We start from the raw sequence: 17,980 nt of genomic DNA on the forward strand, positions 1-17,980 counted from the left end.
GAAGCGGAAGTGGGCGAGCGGTTGAAGGAAGCGCGGCTGGCGCGGAGCGGTCAGTCTTCGTGCGAGGTTTCGGCGCGACGGCTGGTGAGCGGGTTGCGGCGCACCAGCAGCACATGAACCTGGCGCGCATCGCCGCGCTGGATTTCGAACACGAGGTTGCCGAGCTGCAGCTTCTCGCCGCGGTGCGGCACGCGGCCGAAATGATGGGTAATCAGCCCGCCGATCGTGTCGACCTCGTCGTCGGGGAAATCGGTGCCGAACGTCTCGTTGAACTGTTCGATCTCGGTCAGCGCGCGCACGCGGTAGCGGCCGTCCGGCCCCGCGATGATGTTGCCGGCTTCCTCGTCGAAGTCGTATTCGTCCTCGATGTCGCCGACGATCTGTTCGAGCACGTCCTCGATCGTGATCAGGCCCGCGACGCCGCCGTATTCGTCGACGACGATCGCCAGGTGGTTGCGGTTCACGCGGAAGTCGTGCAGCAGCACGTTCAGGCGCTTCGATTCCGGAATGAACACGGCCGGGCGCAGCATCCCGCGCACGTCGAACTCCTCCTCGGCGTAGAAGCGCAGCAGATCCTTCGCGAGCAGCACGCCGATCACGTTGTCGCGGTTCTCCTCGTACACCGGGTAGCGCGAGTGCGCCTTTTCGAGGACGAACGGGATGAAATCCTCGGGTTTGTCGGCGATGTTGATCGCGTCCATCTGCGCGCGCGGCACCATGATGTCGCGCGCGCACAGATCGGACACCTGGAACACGCCTTCGATCATCGACAGCGAATCGGCGTCGATCAGGTTGCGTTCGTGGGCGTCCTGGAGGATTTCCAGCAGCTCGCCGCGGGATTCGGGCTCGGGCGAGATGAAGTCGGTCAGGCGCTCGAGCAGCGAGCGCTTTTCTTGCGGTTTGTCGGTTGGCTTACGACTGGGATACGAATCGTTCATGGTGGTGCGCCCGGGTCATGCCGGGGCGCGCGGTCACGGAGTAGGCAAGGATACACCAAGGGCACGACGCGACCGTGTCACCCCGGCCGCACGGCCAGGGCGGGCGGCTCGCGCGGGCCCCGCTCGCGGACGGCCGCGCCGGGCGCGACGTCGTCGTCGGGTCCATCCTATCGCAGAAAGGAGCGGCGGGGCGCGGCGGCCAAAAAACGGTGGCGGGACGGGCGGCGCGGCCGGACGGCGGCATTCTGCCGCAGGCGGGCGCCGCCGGCGCGCCGCTCAGAACCGCATGCCGGCCGAGCAGCCGCCGGCGGCCGCGCCGTTGGTCGCGGCGCCGCCGCAGCCGAGTATCCCGCAGCCGGACAGCGCGACGCTCGCGGCGACGAGCAGCACGGCGATCCTGCAACGCGACCAGTGTGACGGTTTCATTGGCGGTGTCCTCGTGCGGGTGCGCGCGGCGCGGTGTCGGATCACCGGCATCGCGCCAGCAACCCTTCCAGCGCGCGGTCGGGGATGCCGCTCGCCCGCAGCGCGTCGACCGTGCGGCTCACGTAGTCGAGCGTCGTGCCGTAGCGGCCGGCCGCGCAGCCGAACACTTCCTTCACGACGGCGTCGGTCAGCTTGCCCGTATAGGTCGGTGCGTCGCGGCGCATCACGAACGCGAGCGCGTTCACGCGTTCGCCGGTCTCGAGCGAGCACGGCAGCCACGCGGGCCGGTACGAGCCCATCGGCATCTCGCGTTTCCACAATGTCTCGAGATGCGGCTGCGCGGTCGGGCCGGAAAGCCGGAACGCGATGCCCGAGCACGAGCCGCCGCGATCGAGCGCGAGCACGAGGCCCGGCCGTTCGGGCGTGCCGCGGTTCACGCGCGACCACAGGTAGAGCCCGCGATGGTAGCCGTGCACCTTGCCGCGCACGGCGGCGACGGTCGGCAGCCCGGGGTTCCAGATCAGCGAGCCATAGCCGAACAGCCAGAGATCCTGCCGGCCGTCCCAGTCGCGCATCGTGTGCGCGAGCGATGCCGCGAGCTCCTCTTCGGTCAGCAGACGGCCTTCGCCGATCGACGGCGGGTAGGCGGGCGGCAGCATCGCGGCGTGACGCATCGTGCGGACGGCTTACCGGTACGGGTTCGGGAAACCCAGTTTCGCGAGGATGTCGACTTCGAGCGCTTCCATTTCGGCCGCGTCCTCGTCGCTCGTCTCGTGGTCGTAGCCCTGCGCGTGCAGCGCGCCGTGCACCAGCAGGTGCGCGTAATGGGCCGCGAGCGGCTTGCCTTGCTCGTGCGCTTCCTTCTCGACGACCGGGCAGCACAGCACGAGGTCGCCGATCACGGTGCCGTCGGGCGCCGGGTCGTACGCGAAGGTCAGCACGTTGGTCGGATAGTCCTTGTGGCGGTAGCCGGCGTTCAGCGTACGGCCTTCGTTTTCGCCGACGAAGCGCACGGTGAGCTGCGCGCTCGCGAACAGCGCCGGCTCGAGCCATTCGGCGATCAGCTTGCGCTTGGGCAGCGTCTTGCGCACGTCGCTCGTGATCTCGTCGCCGTACTGGACGGACAAGTCGAGTTCCAGCGCGCGCGGCTCGTCTTCGGGGTCGTCCTCGCGCGGCGCGAATTCGGCGCCGACGTGCAGCGTCACGCTGTCGTAGTGCTCGGGCTGCAGCGCGAGCTTCGCGCGCATCGCCGGGTCGGTGTGCTGCGCGACGATCGCGACAGCCGCGTCGCCCGAGCTGCCCGACAGGTCGAACATCAGGCTGCGGCCGTCCGGGAAGTCGATCCGCAGCCCTTGCGCGTTGACGGTCCGGGCCTTGCCCTTCGCGTCGAACAGCGAAAGGCGGGGGGATTCGGACGCGACGGACTGGGCGCGACCGGACTTGCGGGAACGGGAGGATTTCATGACGCGTGAGGCGATTGGGACGCGTCGAGGATACACCAAATGGCCGATCGCGCCCGAATTCGGCCGGGCCGCGCACGGGCAAAAAAAGCCCGGCGCGCCGTCGGGCGGGCCGGGCCGGGAGGCCGGGGGCGGCACGCGGCCGCCGCCGCTCAGCCGTCCTGATGCTGCGCGTGGAATTCGTCGTACGCCTCGACGATGCGCGCGACGAGCGGGTGGCGCACCACGTCGGCGCTCGTGAAGCGCGTGAGCGCGATGCCGCGCACGCCGCCGAGCACCTGCTGCGCCTCGACGAGGCCGCTCTTGTGGCCGCGCGGCAGGTCGACCTGGCTCGTGTCGCCGGTCACGACCGCCTTCGAGCCGAAGCCGATCCGCGTGAGGAACATCTTCATCTGCTCGGGCGTCGTGTTCTGCGCCTCGTCGAGGATGATGAACGCGTGGTTCAGCGTGCGGCCGCGCATGTACGCGAGCGGCGCGATCTCGATCATCTGGCGCTCGAACATCTTGGCCGTCTTGTCGAAGCCGAGCAGGTCGTACAGCGCGTCGTACAGCGGCCGCAGGTACGGGTCGACCTTCTGCGCGAGATCGCCGGGCAGGAAGCCGAGCCGCTCGCCGGCCTCGACGGCCGGGCGCGTCAGCACGATCCGCTTGACCTGGTCGCGCTCGAGCGCGTCGACCGCGCATGCGACCGCGAGGTAGGTCTTGCCGGTGCCGGCCGGCCCGATGCCGAACGTCACGTCGTGCTGCAGGATCTGCTTCAGGTATTCGCGCTGGGCCGGCGTGCGGCCGCGCAGGTCGGCGCGCCGCGTGTAGAGCTTCGGCCCCGGCTCTTCGTCCGGCTCGCTGGCGTCGAGCTGCACGACCGGTTCGTCGAACGGATGGTCGGGATCGCCGCGAAAGCGCACGTCGAGCGTGTCCTGGCGGCCGTTGCCGGCCGTGTGGCGCACTTCGACCAGCGCGAGCTGGATGTCGTCGACCGACAGCGGATCGCGCGCGCGGTTGTAGAAGTTTTCGAGCGCGGCGAGCGCGAGCTTGGCGCCGCGCCCGCGAATCGTGATCCGGTGGCCGCGCCGCGCGAGCGTCACGTCGAGCGCCTGTTCGATCTGCCGCAGGTTTTCGTCGAGCGGGCCGCAGAGGTTGGCGAGGCGCGCGTTGTCGTCGCGCGGGGCGGTGAATTCCAGTGCTTGGACGGTCTTCAAAGTAGCGTCGGGCTCCTGTCGGGCGTCGGTCGGTCAGTGGGTGGCCGTGCTCGCGTCGTCGCTGACGAGCACGAGCTCGCCGCGCAGCGAGTGCGGGTACGCATGGTTGATCTTCACGTCGATCATCTGGCCGATCAGGCGCGGGTGCGATGCGAGCGGCGCCGGGAAATTCACGACCCGGTTGTTCTCGGTGCGGCCCGCGAGCTCGTTCGGGTCCTTGCGCGACGGGCCCTCGACGAGGATCCGCTCGACCTTCCCGACCATCGACTGGCTGATGCGCGCGACGTTTTCCTCGATCGTCGCCTGCAGATGTTGCAGGCGTTTGAGCTTGACCTCGCGCGGCGTGTCGTCGGCGAGGTTCGCGGCCGGCGTGCCGGGGCGCGGGCTGTAGATGAACGAGAAGCTCGTGTCGTAGCGCATGTCGTGCACGAGCGCCATCATCTTGTCGAAATCCTCCTCGGTCTCGCCGGGGAAGCCGACGATCATGTCGGTCGACAGCGACAGGTCGGGGCGGATCGCGCGCAGCTTGCGGATCACCGACTTGTATTCGAGCACCGTGTAGCCGCGCTTCATCGCCATCAGGATGCGGTCGGAACCGTGCTGGACCGGCAGGTGCAGGTGGCTCACGAGCTTCGGCACCTTCGCGTACGTGTCGATCAGGCGCTGCGTGAATTCCTTCGGATGCGACGTCGTGTAGCGGATCCGCTCGATGCCGGGGATGTCGGCGACGTATTCGATCAGCGTCGCGAAATCGGCGATTTCCGACGAGCCGGCCGTCAGTGCGCCGCGATAGGCGTTCACGTTCTGACCGAGCAGCGTGACTTCGCGCACGCCCTGGTCGGCGAGGCCGGCCACTTCGGTCAGCACGTCGTCGAGCGGGCGCGACACTTCATCGCCGCGCGTGTACGGCACCACGCAGTAGCTGCAGTACTTCGAGCAGCCTTCCATGATCGACACGAACGCGCTCGGCCCCTCGACGCGCGCGGGCGGCAGGTGGTCGAACTTCTCGATTTCGGGGAACGTGATGTCGACCTGCGCGCGGCCGCTCTCGCGGCGCGCGTCGATCATCTGCGGCAGGCGGTGCAGGGTTTGCGGGCCGAACACGAGGTCGACGTACGGCGCGCGCGACACGATCGACGCGCCTTCCTGGCTCGCGACGCAGCCGCCGACGCCGATCAGCAGGCCCGGCTTCGCTTCCTTCAGCTCGCGCACGCGGCCGAGATCGGAGAACACTTTTTCCTGCGCCTTCTCGCGCACTGAGCACGTGTTGAACAGGATGATGTCCGCGTCTTCCGGCGTGTCGGTCTTTTCGAGGCCTTCGGCCGCGTTGAGCACGTCCACCATCTTGTCCGAGTCGTACTCGTTCATCTGGCAGCCGAAGGTCTTTACGTAAACTTTCTTGGTCATGGGGATTCGCCGTTCGCAGTGGTTGACCTGGGGGCGTCGTCAAGGGTGAGTCGGGACGGCGGTGCGCGGCACGCGAATCGCGCGTAGCCGGGAGGAAAGGCCGTCGGGAAAGCCTTCCATTATAGCTTTTCATGCCGCGGCGGATGGGCGGCCGGTTGCGGGTATGCGACGCCGGCTTCCGGGTTCCGACCCCTCGATGACGGCGACGACGGCCGGCCGACCGTCAGCGGCACGCGTTCAGCAGGTCGTCGAGCGCGGCTTCCTCGCGCGCGAAGCGTTCGGCGAGAAAGTCGAGCAGCACGCGCACGCGCGGCGCCATGTAGCGCTTGCTGTGGTAGATCGCGTGCAGCGGTGCGTCCTGGTGCCGCCAGTCGGGGAGCAGCACGCGCAGCCGGCCCGCGCGGACGTCGTCGGCGATGTCCCACAGCGATTTCAGCGCGATGCCGTGGCCGCGCAGCGTCCATTCGCGCGTGAGCCCGCCGTCGTTGGTCTCGAACGCGGTCGACACGGGCACCGTGTGAACCTGCACTTCGTCGCCGCGCGTGAAGTGCCAGGTGTTCATCGGGCCGGACGCGATCGTGATCACGTTGCACGGAAAGCGGGCCAGATCGTGCGGATCGGCCGGGACGCCGTGGCGTTCGATGAACGACGGCGCCGCGCACAGCACCCGCCGGTTGGTCGCGAGCCGGCGGGCGATCAGCGCGCCGTCGGGCGGCGCGGCGAAGCGGATCGCGAGATCGATCTCGTCCTGCCACAGGTTCGACGACGAATCGGACGCCGTCAGCGAGAACGTGACGTCGGGATGTTGCGTCGTGAATTCGTCGAGCCAGTCGAGCAACTGATTGCGGCCGAAATCGGACGTCGACGACAGCCGCACCTTGCCGCTCACGACGTTGCGGCCTTCCTGCAGCATCGCGTCCGCGTCGTCGAGCGCCTGCAGCGCCTGACGGCAGCAGTTCAGGTACAGCTTGCCTTCGTCGGTGAGCCGCAATTGCCGCGTCGAGCGTTCGAACAGCCGCGTCGCGATCTTCGCCTCGAGCTTCGCGAGGCGCGCGCTCGCGGCGGCCGGCGTGAGGTTCAGCTTGCGCCCGGCGGCGGACAGGCTGCCCAGCTCCGCCGCCTCGACGAACAGCCGGATGTCGCCCAGTCGGTCCATGCGATTTTCCAGAAATATTTGAAAATGATTCAAATGCCACGCCAATTATCAAATATAGGCGTCTTCGGGACAATGCGCGCACATCCCGCTTTCTTGTGCGGTGCGGCACCGAACCGGCGCCGCGGCCGCCGCCTTCCGGAGAACGTCATGCCCATTCCGCTCCTGGCGCTCGCGATCAGCGCCTTCGCCATCGGCACCACCGAATTCATCATCATGGGCCTGCTGCCCGAAGTCGCGCACGACCTCGCCGTGTCGCTGCCGTCGGCCGGCCTGCTCGTCACCGGCTACGCACTCGGCGTCGCGGTCGGCGCGCCGCTGCTCGCGGTGCTGACGAGCCGCATGCCGCGCAAGGCCGCGCTGCAACTGCTGATGGCGATCTTCATCGTCGGCAACGTGCTGTGCGCGACGGCGTCCGGCTACGCGATGCTGATGGTCGCGCGCGTCGTCACGTCGTTCGCGCACGGGTCATTCTTCGGCATCGGCGCGGTGGTCGCCGCGTCGCTCGTGCCGGCCGACAAGCGCGCGAGCGCGATCGCGCTGATGTTCACCGGGCTCACGCTGTCGAACGTGCTCGGCGTGCCGTTCGGCACGTTCGTCGGCCAACTGCTCGGCTGGCGCGCGTCGTTCTGGATCGTCGCCGCGCTCGGCGTGCTCGCGCTCGGCGGCGTGGCCGCGCTGGTGCCGAACCGTCACGACAGCGGGCCGGTCGGCCTCGGCCACGAAGTGCGCGTGCTGAAGGAGCCGCAGGTGTGGCTCGCGCTGCTGATGACCGTGCTCGGCTTCGGCGGCGTGTTCGTCGTGTTCACGTACATCGCGCCGATCCTCGAGGCCGTGTCGGGCTACTCGCCGCGCGCGGTCGCGCTGATCCTCGTGCTGTTCGGCGCGGGGCTGACGATCGGCAACACGATCGGCGGCAAGCTCGCCGACCGCGCGCTGATGCCGTCGCTGATCGCGATCCTCGTCGCGCTGATGGCCGTGATGGCCGTGTTCGCGAAGACGAGCCACCTGCCGGTCGCGGCCGCCGTCACCGTGTTCGTCTGGGGGATCGCCGCGTTCGCGACGGTGCCGCCGCTGCAGGCGCGCGTGGTCGAAAAGGCCGCGAGCGCGCCGCATCTCGCGTCGACGCTGAACATCGGCGCGTTCAACGTCGGCAATGCGGGCGGCGCGTGGCTCGGCGGCCTCGCGCTGGAGCACGGCTTCGCGCTCGATGCGCTGCCGTGGGTCGCGGTCGCGGTGACGTTCGCGGCGCTGGTCGTCACGTGGCTCGCGATGCGGCTCGACGCGCGCGGCCCGGCGCGGGGCGCGGCGCCGGCGGCGCAGTGAACGCCGCCACGGCGCGCCGAGCGCGACGCCATAGCGGCAGGAAAAGGTTCGCGAGAAACGCATTCCTCCGCGATGCTGATAACGGTGTGAAGATAACTTCGTTTGCCCGTGCAAGGCCGGGTGATAGCGTTTCGATACGCGCCACGACCGGCGCAACCCGATTCCGATTCCGGCTTACCCCCTACGCAGGGCCGCGCGGCGGCCCGGAGGCAATGCTATGTCTTCATCCCTGGCGCTCGTGCGCGACGTGTCTTCCTTCGAGTCCGGCAATGGCGCCGACCTGCGCGCGTCCGCATCGCTCGACGCGCTCGAGCAGGTCGTCGGCGTGAACCTCGCGCGCTTGCGCGCCGAGCGGCAACTGTCGCTCGATGCGCTCGCGCGGCTGTCCGGCGTGTCGCGGGCGATGCTCGCGCAGATCGAATCGGCGCGCAGCGTGCCGTCGATCAAGGTGCTCTGCAAGATCGCCGCGGCGCTGAAAGTGTCGGTCGCCGCGTTCCTGCGGCGCCATGCGGTGAACGGTTTCGAGCACCTGGCGGCCGAGCGCGCGTCGCGCGTCGTCAGCTCGAACGGCCGCTTCTCGGCACGTGCGCTGTATCCGGAAGGCGAGCCGGCCGCGGCCGAATTCCACGAGCTGCGGATCGCGCCGCTGCATACGGAGCCCGGCGCACGCCGCGCACCGGGCACGACGGTCAATCTCGTCGTCAGCGAGGGCACGCTCGAAGTCAGCGTGCATGATCGCCGCCAGTTGCTGGCGACCGGCGACGCGATCGTGTTCGACGCCGATCAGCCGTACAGCCTGCGCAACCCGGGCGACAGCGAAGCGCGTGCGTTCCGCGTGACGGTGAGCCCCGAGGTGCCGCCGCGCTGGCTCGTGCCCGACGCGGCGCACGCGGCCGCCAACTGATCGCGCGGGCCGCGCGGCGCGAGCGCTGCGGTTCCCGGTTTTCGCGGGAGGCGCCGCGTGCGCGCGTCGGCCGTTCGGACGATGCCGTTAGACGGGGTCGTCAGTAAGGTTTTACCGGTCATTCGCTGCGCGTCGTGTGCGGCTGTTGTATGCTTGGCCCGCCGGTCACGGGGCGTTCCCGTCCGGCAATCAGTGCGTCTTCAGGGCGGGGCGAAATTCCCCACCGGCGGTAGGCTGGCGTAAGCCGGCGAGCCCGCGAGCGCCCGCGCATTTCGCGCGGGGTCAGCAGATCTGGTCGAATGCCAGAGCCGACGGTCACAGTCCGGATGAGAGAAGATGTGCAGATAGTCATGTCCGTCAGGGCCGCTTCGCCGTGCGTGCGAAGCGGGTTGTCGTTCTGTCTGTTTGCAATGCCCTGAAACGTTTTTCGCCCAAATCGTCTTTGCGAGGAGCGTTTCACATGTCCTTGATGTCCGTTTCGTCGGCGCCTGCCGACGCCTTTGCCGATCTCCCTCTGCTGGATTCCGAACCGGTGCCGCCGCGCATCGCCGCCGCGCTCGACGCGATGCGCGCGGGCCGCGCGGTCGTGCTGCAGGACGACCACGACCGCGAGAACGAGGCCGACCTGATCGTCGCCGCCGAGCGCATCACGCCCGAGACGATGGCGCTGCTGATTCGCGAGTGCAGCGGCATCGTGTGCCTGTGCCTGACCGACGACACGGTGCGTGCGCTGGAACTGCCGCCGATGGTGCAGACCAACGAAAGCCGCAACGGCACCGCGTTCACCGTGTCGATCGAGGCGCGCGAAGGCGTGCATACCGGCGTGTCGGCGGCCGACCGCGTGACGACGATCCGCGCGGCGATCGCCGACGGCGCGAAGCCGCACGACATCGTGCGCCCCGGCCACGTGTTTCCGTTGCGTGCGCAACCGGGCGGCGTGCTCGCGCGCCGCGGTCACACCGAAGGTACGGTCGATCTGTCGATCCTCGCGGGCCTGAAGCCGGCCGGCGTGCTGTGCGAGCTGATGAATCCGGACGGCACGATGACGCGCGGCGACGATGTCGAGCGCTTCGCGCAACGGCACGGGCTGCCGATGCTGACGATCGCGGAACTCGTCGCGTTCCGCGAGGCGCTGGCCGCCGCGCGCGAACGCTGCTGCGAGCCGGCCTGAGCGGAAGGAAACGCGGGCGCGTTCGCGCGCCCGTGGCGCGGCCGGATCGACCCGAACCGGCCCGAATGACGATCAGGACTGCACGTCGCCGAATTCGCCGCGCATGCCGGCTTCGACGAGCGCCGGCAGTTCGTCCATCCTGCGCATGATCCGCGTGATGCCCATCGCGCGCAGCGCGTCCGCGTAGTTGTCGGGGATGTGGCTCGCGCCGACGAACGCGATCGTCTTCATCCCGGCCGCCCGCGCGGCATTCAGCCCCGAGATGCTGTCCTCGACGACGACGCAGCGCGCCGGCGCGACGCCGAGCGTGTGCGCTGCGTGCAGGTACACGTCGGGGTAGGGTTTCGGCCGCGCGACCTGTTCGGCGCTGAACACGCGTTCGCCGAAGATCTCGGTGAGCGCGGCGCGCTTGAGCGAGCTGCGCACGCGCGCGAGCCGGCTGTTCGACACGACGGCGGCCGGCAGCGTGATCTTCAGCAGCGCGTCGCGCACGCCGCTGATCGGCGCGAGCGATTGCGCGAGCGCGACTTCGATGTTGTGCTCGATGGTCTCGATGAAGTTGGCGGGCATCTCGACCCCGAAGCGGGCTTCGATGCCGGTGAGGAAGCGGGACGTCTGCTGGCCGAATGCCGACTTCGCGGCGGCTTCGAAATCGAGGTTCGGGAACGTGGCGGACAGCGTGTCGAGCAGCACGCGGTCGGCGATGACTTCGCTGTCGACGAGCACGCCGTCGCAGTCGCAGATGAGGTGATCGAGCATGGTGATGAAAACGCGGGATATCGGCGACGCCGATCGATTCGCCATCATACGTGCTTTCACGCGCACGCCGCGCGACGTGGCGGCAAATTTGCCCGATGCGGCCGTGCCGTGCGGCAGTTGTGCCGGACGGCCGGCGCTTGCGCGGCGGCAGCGGTCCGCTTGCCCGGATCGCTGCCGCCGTTCGCGGCGTCACAGCTCGATCACGCGCCCCGTTTTCCACGACGTCATCGCGGCTTCGGCCAGCTCGAGCGCGGCGAGTCCGTCGTCGATCGTCGTCCTGACCGGCGTGCCGTCGCGCAACGCGTCGACGAAGTGCGCGATCTCGGCCGCGTACGCATGCCGGTAGCGTTCCAGGAAGAACGGCTCCGGCACGTCCGTCGCGATGCCGCCGGCAAGCCACGCGCTCACCTCGGTCGGCCGCACGTTGCCGGCCTGCAGCATCCCGCGGCTGCCGAGCAGTTCGAAGCGCTGGTCGTAGCCGTACGCCGCGCGGCGCGACGTGTTGATCTGGCACAGCAGCCCGCGCCGCGTGCGGATCGTCACGGCGGTCGAATCGATGTCGCCGGCGTCGTGCACGGCCGGATCGGTCAGGCAGCTTCCCGTCGCATGCAGCGTGTGCGCTTCGTCGCCGAGGATCCAGCGGAACACGTCGAAGTCGTGGATCAGCATGTCCTTGAAAATGCCGCCCGAGCTGCGGAGGTAGTCGGCCGGCGGCGCGCCCGGGTCGCGGCTCGTGACGACCAGCATTTCAGGCGCGCCGATCTCGCCGCGCTCGACGCGCGCCTTCAGCGCCGCGAAGGTCGGGTCGAAGCGGCGCTGGAAACCGATCATGCAGGTCACGCCGGTGCGCCGCACGACGTCCGCGCATGCACGCGAGCATTCGACGGCGAGGTCGACCGGCTTTTCGCAAAACACCGCCTTGCCCGCGTTCGCGGCCGCGACGATCAGGTCCGCGTGCGTATCGGTGCTCGATGCGATCACGACGGCCCGCACCGACGCGTCGCCCAGCGCGCGTTCGACGTCGGCTGCCTGCGCGCCGTGCGCGCGAGCGAGTGCGTCCGCCGACGGCGCGTGCCGGTCGATCACGTACTTCAGTGTCGCGCCCGGATGGCGCGCGAGATTCGCCGCGTGGATCTTGCCGATCCTGCCCGCGCCGAACAAGGCGAATTCGATCATTCCGTTCTCCCGTGGATTCACTTGTCTTGTCGATGCGCGACCGGCGTGGGCCGCACGCCGTCGCGACGGTCCGCTCAGCAATCCGCCAGCTCGCCGCGCACGTAGTCGAGGCTTGCCCGCAGCCGGTCCTCGATGTCGTCGGCTTCGGCGATCTCGTTCGCGAACGGCTCGAACGACAACGCACCGCCGTAGCCGCGCGCGAACAGCTCGCGTAGTTGCCGGACGTTGCCGAGCCGGTCGGCGCCGCCGACCAGCACGCGGTGGCCGTCGCGCATCCGCTCGACCGGCAGGTCGGCTTCCTCGACGCCCGAGAGGTGCACGAGGCCCGTGAGGTTCGGGAAGAAGACGTCCTCGCCGGCGAGGTGATGGTGGAACGTGTCGTGCACGAGCCGGAACACCGGTTCGCCCGCTGCCGCGTAGATGCCCTTCACCGCGTCCGACTTGCGGCGCAGCGCGCACTCTTCGAAACCGAGCGGCTCGATGAAGCCGAGCAGGCCGCGGGCTTCGAGGATCGGCTTCAATGCCTTCAGCGCCGCGACGAGATCCGCGTGGCGGGCGTGCTCGTCGCGCGTGTCGGCGCGGCTGTTGGTCGGGCACAGCACCAGCGCCCGCGCGCCGCATTGCGCCGCGTAGTCGGCCAGCACGGTCGCCTCGTCGGCGCGCTCGGCATTCCACTGCTCGAAGCGCTGCAGTGCGTTGATCGTCAGGATCGTTACGCCGCCGGCTTCGACCGTCGCGCGGACGGCGGCGGCCGGCGTGCCGTCGGCGAGTTCGACGCCGTCGAGATCGTTGCGGATCTCGATCGTGTCGACGCCGAGGCGCCGGCACAGCGCGACGTAGCGGTCGAGCGGCAAGCGCGGCGCGCTCATCCGGTTCAGCGAAAAGTGCAAGGCTTGCGTCATCGTTCTGTCCTTGGGGCTTGAGTGGGGCGGGTCCGGATCAGGCGCCGGCGCGCGCGGCGAGTGCGTGCCACGTGTCGCGCAGCCAGTGCGCGCACGCGACGTTGTTGTCGAAGATCGAATAGCGTGCGCCGCCGCCGTAGTCGGGAAACGGGATGAATTCGCAACTGATCTGCTCGAGCGGTGTCGCTTGCGCATGGGCCTGCACCCGCGCCTGCAGCAACTGGCGCAACGCGGCTTTCCATGGATCGAGCGACTCGGCACGCCATTCGCCGTGGTACGCGCCCGGCGGCGGCGCGACGAACGGGTACTGGATGCCGCGTCCGGGCCGGCCGTCCGCGCGGCGCATCCAGCGATTGTCCGGGTTGTTCGGCACGACGCTGCGCGCATGCGCATGCCGGACCCAGCCGCGCGCGATCCAGTCGGCGTAGATCGCGGCGGGCGATGCGGGGTCGAGCATCGCGCGGCCGCCGTCGGCCGATTCGTGCAGGCCCGATGCGTCGAGTTCGGCGCGATTGCCGATCTTGAACAGCAGGTGCGAATGATCGAGCGTGATCCGGAACGGCGCGCCCGCCTGCTCGACATGCCGCGCGACGCGTGCAACCCGCGCGAAATCCTCGCTCCACATGTCGACGTGCACTTCGAGGCTCGGCAGGCAGCCGGACGGTTCGCCCCATGCATAGGCGCGCAGGTAGAAATCGGCGACTTCGCGATCCGACAGCGGATGGCCGTCCGCGTGATGCGCGAACAGCTGACAGTTGAGCACCGTGCTGCCGAACCGCGCGCCCGCCGCGACGATCTCGGCGACATGCGCTTCGTCGCGGCCCGCGCACCAGATGCCGCCGATCACGCGAATCGGCAGCGCGTGGCGCTCGACCAGCGCGAAATACGGCGACAGGTCCTCGCCGCGCACCGGATTCTTTTCGACGTAGTCGAACACGCCGGCGGCGGCGACCATCCGGAAGCGCTCGGCGGGCGTGGGCGGCGGCAGCCCGTCGTGTTCGAGCACGCCGTCGAGATTCACGCCGATGAGGATCGGTTCAGCCATCGTCTCCTGTCCGTCGTTGTTCGTGGATGGCTGTCAATGTACGGACGCGCGGCGCGGGCTGCATGACAAACGTTGACGAAAAATCGCCAATGCGGCGGTCGATTTTTTCGACGCATGCACGCGCCGGGCCGCACGGCGGGTTCACGGCTGCAGGTACGCGCTCGTCCTCACGTTCGCCGGACAGAACACACGGAATTCGACCGGATCGTGCGGCGGCGGCGCCTCGACGATGCCGCATGCATGCAGCACGTGCTGCAGCGCGGAAATCGCCTGACCGTCCGGATCCTGGTCGATCGCGAGATCCATCGCGCCGGCTTCGATGAACGTGCGGTGCAGATCGATCATCTCGTGGCCGATCCATACGACGCGCCCGATCGCGCCGGCCCGGCGCAGCGCCGCCTCGATCCCGGCCGACCCGGCGCCGCTGTTGTAGATCGCGACCACGTCGTCGTGCGCCTGCAGCGCCTTCGACACCGCGCGGTAGCAGCGGTCGTCCTGGTCGAGCGTCTCGACCGGCGCGTCGTCGCAGCGCACGGCGGCGAACGCGTCGGCAAGCTGGTCGCGGCAGCCGGCCATCCGGTCGGCGTGCGCGCGGTAGCCCATGCGGCCGCCGAGCAGCAGCACGCGGCCGGGGCGCGCCGCGAGACGGCCAATGTAGTAGCCGGCCGTGCGCCCGGCGCGATAGTTGTCGATGCCGGCGAAGTGCGCGCGGTCGATGCCGCCGATGTCGGTGACCATCGTGACGACGGTCTCGCCACGCGCGATCGCGGCGGCCAGCGCGTCGCGCATGCGGGCCGTGTCGTGCGCGGTGACGATCAGCGCCGCGCGCCGGTACGCGGGCCGTTCGATCAGCGCGGCGGCGCGCGCGTCGTCCGCGGCGGGCAGGATCGTCCGGTGCACGACCACGCGCCGGTCGAGCATTTGCAGCGAGCGCTGCAGCGCTTGCTGCAACCGCCGGAAGAACGGCGCGTCGGTGTCCGGCAGCAGTACGTCGACGTGGATCAGCCCGTGCCGCGTGTCGGGCAGCTGCCGCGGCACGCCGAGCTGCCGCGCGGCCGCCACCACGCGTTCGCGCGCCTGCGCGGAGACGCTGCCGCGCTCGTTCAGCACGCGGTCGACGGTCGTCGTGCTGACGCCGGCAAGCGCCGCGATCTCGTCGAAGCGCGCGGTGCGCTTGCGCCAGCGCGGCCCGGATTCTCCTGCCATGGTCGTCTCCATCGTGATAGGCGCCATCGATCGCGTGGCGTTGCCGGGAACGCTAAAGCGATGGCGAAATTTCGTCAACGTTTCGATTGAGCAGCGGAAGCCGGGCGCCTAATTTTGACTCCATGGCAGCGCGTGTCGCGCTTGCATCGCACAAGAACCCCAGGAGACAGACGTGGCCCCTATCGACGACCCGACACGCAAGCGCAACGCGGCGCGCCGTCAGGAATACCGAATGATCGGCGGCGCGGGCGAGCGCGCGCAGGCGGCCGGGCTCGTCAACGCCGCGTGGTACCGGTGCGCGGTGCCGCGGCCGCTGATGAAGCAGTTGATGCAGCGCGGCGACGCGCGTGCGATTCGCGACACGCTGATCTGGTACGCGGCGATCGCGATCAGCGGCGCGCTCGCGTGGCTGGCGTGGCGCGCGCATTCGGCGTGGGCGATCCCGGCGTTCTTCGTGTACGGCACCCTTTACTGCAGCCCGGCCGATTCGCGCTGGCACGAATGCGGGCACGGCACCGCGTTCCGCACGCGCTGGATGAACGACGCGCTGTACCAGGTCGCGTCGTTCCAGGTGTTTCGCCGCGCAACCGCGTGGCGCTGGAGTCATGCGCGCCATCACACCGATACGCTGGTCGTCGGGCGCGATCCGGAAATCGCCGCGCCGAAGCCGACCGACTGGCTCGCGCTCGTGCTGAACGTCGTCGCGCTGAAGCACGTGGCCGGCGAGTTGCGCAAGATGATCGCGGCGTCGGTCACCGGCCGGCTCGACGACGAGGAGCGCACCTACGTGCCTGAATCGGAATGGCCGAAGGTCGTGCGCGAGTCGCGCATCCATCTCGCGATCTACGCGCTCGTGGCGGGCGCCGCGATGTACTGGCACACGATCCTGCCGCTGCTCTACATCGGGCTGCCGAGCCTCTACGGCGCATGGCTGTACCTGTATTTCGGCCTCACGCAGCACGCGGGCATGCCGGAGAACGTGCTCGATCACCGGCGCAACTGCCGCACCGTGATGATGAATCCGGTGTTCCGCTTCCTGTACTGGAACATGAACTATCACGTCGAGCACCACATGTTCCCGATGGTGCCGTTCCATGCGCTGCCGAAGCTGCACGAAGCCGTGAAGGCCGACATGCCGCCGCCGTACCGCAGCACGCTCGCCGCGTATGCGGAGATCGTGCCGGCGCTGATCCGGCAGACGCGCGATCCGTCCGATTACGTCGTGCGGCCGGTGCCCGATGCCGCGCGCGCATGACAGCTACCGACCATCCCGACGAAGGAGACACACCCCATGACGCAATGGATCGACACCGGCGCGCTCGACGACATCGACGACGAAGACGTCGCGCGCTTCGATCACGCCGGCCGCACGTACGCGATCTACCGGATCGACGGCCAGGTGTACGCGAGCGACGGCCTGTGCACGCACGAGCACGTACATCTCGCGGACGGGTTCGTGATGGATCACGTGATCGAATGCCCGAAGCACAACGGTCGCTTCGACGTACGCGACGGCCGGCCGCTGTCCGCGCCCGCCTGCGAGAAGCTGCGCACGTACCGCGCGAAGATCGAAGACGGTCGCATCCTGATCGAGGTGTGACGCGATGAGCCACGACCGGGTAATGGCGATCGTCGGCGCGGGTCATGCGGGCGGCCGCGCGGCGCAGGTGCTGCGCGCGTCCGGCTGGCGCGGGCGCATCGTGCTGATCGGCGCGGAGCCGCACCCGCCGTACGAGCGGCCGCCGTTGTCGAAGGGCGTGCTGACGGGCGAGCGTAGCGCGGCGCAATGCCGGTTGCGCGATGCCGAGGCGTGGGCGGCCGATCGCGTCGAGCGGGTCGTCGCGACCGTCGAGCGCATCGATCCGCATGCACGCGAAGTACGCGTGGCCGGTGGACACGTGTTCGGCTACGACGCGTTGCTGCTGGCGACCGGCGGCAGCGCACGCCGTCTGGCCATTCCGGGCGCGGCGCTCGACGGCGTGGTCGCGTTGCGTACGCTCGACGATGCGGCCGCGCTGGGCGCGCGGCTCGTGCCCGACGCACGGATCGTGCTGGTCGGCGGCGGCTTCATCGGACTCGAAGTCGCGGCGTCGGCGCGGCAGCGCGGCTGCCGCGTGACCGTGCTCGATGCGGCGCCACGGCTGCTTGGCCGGGCAGTGCCGGAAGCCATCGCGACGCGCGTGCATGCGCTTCACGACGAGCGCGGCGTGGCGATCCGTCTGAACCGCACGCCCGTTGCGATCGAGCGGACCTCGGGCGGGGCGCTGGCCGTCTTGCTCGACGACGGCGACGCGCTGCTTGCCGACACGGTCGTGACCGGCATCGGCATCGAACCGGCCGACGCGCTGGCGCGCGACGCGGGCCTCGCGGTCGAGCGCGGGATCGTCGTGAACGCGCGGCTCGAGACGTCGGCGCGCGGCATCTACGCGGCCGGCGACGTCGCGGTGTTTCCGAGCGCGTTATCGGGGCGGTTGGTTCGCCAGGAGACGTGGCATGGCGCCGAGACGCAGGCGCACGTGGCCGCCCGCAACATGCTCGGCGCGGGCGAACCGTATCGCGACACGCCGTGGTTCTGGTCCGATCAATACGATGCGCAGTTGCAGGTGGCCGGAGAGCCGGCGCTCGGCGTGCAGTCGGTCGCGCGCGTGCTCGGCGCCGATGCGGAAATCCACTTCCATTTCGATGCGCTCGCGCGGCTCGTCGCGGCGAGCGGCTTCGGCCGTGCAGCGGGATTCGCGAAAGAAATGCGCGTGGCGAGAATGCTGGTCGAGCGCGGGATCGACGTGACGCCGGCGGCGGTCGCGAACGTCGGCGTGAAGCTGAAGTCGCTGGTGACGGCCGTGAATGACCGGTCGCGCAAAGGAGGGGAGTGAAGCGCGCGGCAGTGAACGCCGCGCGCTTCGTTCAA

Annotated in this window: 18 protein-coding genes and 1 riboswitch; of the genes, 6 read left to right on the forward strand and 12 right to left on the reverse strand. The window is 69.4% G+C overall.

The window, feature by feature from the left end:
- Positions 1-50: 50 nt before the first annotated feature.
- The 7 genes from WS64_RS13855 to WS64_RS13880 form a co-directional block, all read right to left on the reverse strand.
- Entirely contained in the window at positions 51-938 is an 888-nt protein-coding gene (locus WS64_RS13855) for an HlyC/CorC family transporter (protein WP_060966684.1), read from the reverse strand.
- A 276-nt stretch (positions 939-1,214) separates the two neighbouring features.
- Positions 1,215-1,364, reverse strand: coding sequence for a hypothetical protein (locus WS64_RS34900; RefSeq protein ID WP_167351617.1), 150 nt, complete (start codon positions 1,362-1,364; stop codon positions 1,215-1,217).
- Positions 1,365-1,405: 41 nt separating this feature from the next.
- The gene (locus WS64_RS13860) at positions 1,406-2,038 is read right to left on the reverse strand and encodes a gamma-glutamylcyclotransferase (protein ID WP_060966685.1); all 633 of its coding nucleotides are present in this window, start codon (positions 2,036-2,038) and stop codon (positions 1,406-1,408) included.
- A gap of 12 nt (positions 2,039-2,050) precedes the next feature.
- Entirely contained in the window at positions 2,051-2,827 is a 777-nt protein-coding gene (gene ybeY, locus WS64_RS13865) for an rRNA maturation RNase YbeY (RefSeq protein ID WP_060966686.1), read from the reverse strand.
- Between the two features lie 149 nt (positions 2,828-2,976).
- The gene (locus WS64_RS13870) at positions 2,977-4,023 is read right to left on the reverse strand and encodes a PhoH family protein (protein WP_059578685.1); all 1,047 of its coding nucleotides are present in this window, start codon (positions 4,021-4,023) and stop codon (positions 2,977-2,979) included.
- 33 nt (positions 4,024-4,056) lie between these two features.
- Positions 4,057-5,430 carry a tRNA (N6-isopentenyl adenosine(37)-C2)-methylthiotransferase MiaB gene (miaB, locus tag WS64_RS13875; RefSeq protein ID WP_059578683.1) on the reverse strand — a complete coding sequence of 458 codons (1,374 nt, stop codon included), beginning with the start codon at positions 5,428-5,430 and terminating at the stop codon, positions 4,057-4,059.
- 223 nt (positions 5,431-5,653) lie between these two features.
- Positions 5,654-6,586 (reverse strand): LysR family transcriptional regulator, encoded by a 933-nt coding sequence (locus tag WS64_RS13880; protein WP_059578680.1) that lies wholly within the window; start codon positions 6,584-6,586, stop codon positions 5,654-5,656.
- Positions 6,587-6,733: 147 nt separating this feature from the next.
- On the opposite strand from WS64_RS13880, the gene WS64_RS13885 reads away from it, so the two are divergent.
- From WS64_RS13885 to ribB, 3 genes are all read left to right on the forward strand, one after another.
- Positions 6,734-7,909, forward strand: a complete 1,176-nt coding sequence (locus WS64_RS13885; RefSeq protein WP_060966972.1) for an MFS transporter — start codon at positions 6,734-6,736, stop codon at positions 7,907-7,909.
- A 217-nt stretch (positions 7,910-8,126) separates the two neighbouring features.
- The gene (locus WS64_RS13890; protein WP_059578678.1) at positions 8,127-8,813 is read left to right on the forward strand and encodes a helix-turn-helix domain-containing protein; all 687 of its coding nucleotides are present in this window, start codon (positions 8,127-8,129) and stop codon (positions 8,811-8,813) included.
- Between the two features lie 192 nt (positions 8,814-9,005).
- A riboswitch (FMN riboswitch) is annotated at positions 9,006-9,155 on the forward strand.
- A 118-nt stretch (positions 9,156-9,273) separates the two neighbouring features.
- Entirely contained in the window at positions 9,274-9,984 is a 711-nt protein-coding gene (gene ribB / locus WS64_RS13895) for a 3,4-dihydroxy-2-butanone-4-phosphate synthase (RefSeq protein ID WP_012329192.1), read from the forward strand.
- Positions 9,985-10,056: 72 nt separating this feature from the next.
- Here ribB and WS64_RS13900 read toward each other — a convergent pair whose 3' ends face one another.
- From WS64_RS13900 to WS64_RS13920, 5 genes are all read right to left on the reverse strand, one after another.
- Positions 10,057-10,743: an HAD family hydrolase gene (locus WS64_RS13900; protein ID WP_060966687.1), complete on the reverse strand. Its 687-nt coding sequence runs from the start codon at positions 10,741-10,743 to the stop codon at positions 10,057-10,059.
- A 189-nt stretch (positions 10,744-10,932) separates the two neighbouring features.
- The gene (gene iolG / locus WS64_RS13905) at positions 10,933-11,919 is read right to left on the reverse strand and encodes an inositol 2-dehydrogenase (RefSeq protein WP_060966688.1); all 987 of its coding nucleotides are present in this window, start codon (positions 11,917-11,919) and stop codon (positions 10,933-10,935) included.
- A 74-nt stretch (positions 11,920-11,993) separates the two neighbouring features.
- Positions 11,994-12,821 carry a TIM barrel protein gene (locus WS64_RS13910; RefSeq protein ID WP_060966689.1) on the reverse strand — a complete coding sequence of 276 codons (828 nt, stop codon included), beginning with the start codon at positions 12,819-12,821 and terminating at the stop codon, positions 11,994-11,996.
- 37 nt (positions 12,822-12,858) lie between these two features.
- Positions 12,859-13,866 (reverse strand): hypothetical protein, encoded by a 1,008-nt coding sequence (locus WS64_RS13915; RefSeq protein ID WP_060966690.1) that lies wholly within the window; start codon positions 13,864-13,866, stop codon positions 12,859-12,861.
- 141 nt (positions 13,867-14,007) lie between these two features.
- Positions 14,008-15,072 (reverse strand): LacI family DNA-binding transcriptional regulator, encoded by a 1,065-nt coding sequence (locus WS64_RS13920; RefSeq protein ID WP_060966973.1) that lies wholly within the window; start codon positions 15,070-15,072, stop codon positions 14,008-14,010.
- Positions 15,073-15,244: 172 nt separating this feature from the next.
- Here WS64_RS13920 and WS64_RS13925 point away from each other — a divergent pair, with 172 nt between their 5' ends.
- The 3 genes from WS64_RS13925 to WS64_RS13935 are packed head-to-tail and all read left to right on the forward strand — an operon-like array spanning position 15,245 to position 17,945.
- Positions 15,245-16,327, forward strand: coding sequence for a fatty acid desaturase family protein (locus WS64_RS13925; RefSeq protein ID WP_060966691.1), 1,083 nt, complete (start codon positions 15,245-15,247; stop codon positions 16,325-16,327).
- Positions 16,328-16,363: 36 nt separating this feature from the next.
- Complete coding sequence (locus tag WS64_RS13930) at positions 16,364-16,672, forward strand: non-heme iron oxygenase ferredoxin subunit (protein ID WP_059578663.1); 309 nt, start codon at positions 16,364-16,366, stop codon at positions 16,670-16,672.
- 4 nt (positions 16,673-16,676) lie between these two features.
- A complete protein-coding gene (locus tag WS64_RS13935; RefSeq protein WP_060966692.1) occupies positions 16,677-17,945 on the forward strand; it encodes an NAD(P)/FAD-dependent oxidoreductase in 1,269 nt (422 codons plus the stop codon).
- Positions 17,946-17,980: the final 35 nt, after the last annotated feature.

Origin of the sequence: Burkholderia anthina (assembly GCF_001547525.1) — a bacterium.
GTDB lineage: Bacteria > Pseudomonadota > Gammaproteobacteria > Burkholderiales > Burkholderiaceae > Burkholderia > Burkholderia semiarida.

Bases quoted from the DNA above. Each gene is read 5' to 3' on its own strand.
- WS64_RS13885 (WP_060966972.1), top strand. From the start codon at position 6,734: ATGCCCATTCCGCTCCTGGCGCTCGCGATCAGCGCCTTCGCCATCGGC.
- ybeY (WP_060966686.1), bottom strand. From the start codon at position 2,827: ATGAAATCCTCCCGTTCCCGCAAGTCCGGTCGCGCCCAGTCCGTCGCG.
- WS64_RS34900 (WP_167351617.1), bottom strand. From the start codon at position 1,364: ATGAAACCGTCACACTGGTCGCGTTGCAGGATCGCCGTGCTGCTCGTC.
- WS64_RS13910 (WP_060966689.1), bottom strand. From the start codon at position 12,821: ATGACGCAAGCCTTGCACTTTTCGCTGAACCGGATGAGCGCGCCGCGC.
- WS64_RS13880 (WP_059578680.1), bottom strand. From the start codon at position 6,586: ATGGACCGACTGGGCGACATCCGGCTGTTCGTCGAGGCGGCGGAGCTG.
- WS64_RS13890 (WP_059578678.1), top strand. From the start codon at position 8,127: ATGTCTTCATCCCTGGCGCTCGTGCGCGACGTGTCTTCCTTCGAGTCC.
- WS64_RS13935 (WP_060966692.1), top strand. From the start codon at position 16,677: ATGAGCCACGACCGGGTAATGGCGATCGTCGGCGCGGGTCATGCGGGC.
- miaB (WP_059578683.1), bottom strand. From the start codon at position 5,430: ATGACCAAGAAAGTTTACGTAAAGACCTTCGGCTGCCAGATGAACGAG.
- WS64_RS13920 (WP_060966973.1), bottom strand. From the start codon at position 15,072: ATGGCAGGAGAATCCGGGCCGCGCTGGCGCAAGCGCACCGCGCGCTTC.
- WS64_RS13900 (WP_060966687.1), bottom strand. From the start codon at position 10,743: ATGCTCGATCACCTCATCTGCGACTGCGACGGCGTGCTCGTCGACAGC.
- iolG (WP_060966688.1), bottom strand. From the start codon at position 11,919: ATGATCGAATTCGCCTTGTTCGGCGCGGGCAGGATCGGCAAGATCCAC.
- WS64_RS13860 (WP_060966685.1), bottom strand. From the start codon at position 2,038: ATGCGTCACGCCGCGATGCTGCCGCCCGCCTACCCGCCGTCGATCGGC.
- WS64_RS13915 (WP_060966690.1), bottom strand. From the start codon at position 13,866: ATGGCTGAACCGATCCTCATCGGCGTGAATCTCGACGGCGTGCTCGAA.
- ribB (WP_012329192.1), top strand. From the start codon at position 9,274: ATGTCCTTGATGTCCGTTTCGTCGGCGCCTGCCGACGCCTTTGCCGAT.
- WS64_RS13930 (WP_059578663.1), top strand. From the start codon at position 16,364: ATGACGCAATGGATCGACACCGGCGCGCTCGACGACATCGACGACGAA.
- WS64_RS13855 (WP_060966684.1), bottom strand. From the start codon at position 938: ATGAACGATTCGTATCCCAGTCGTAAGCCAACCGACAAACCGCAAGAA.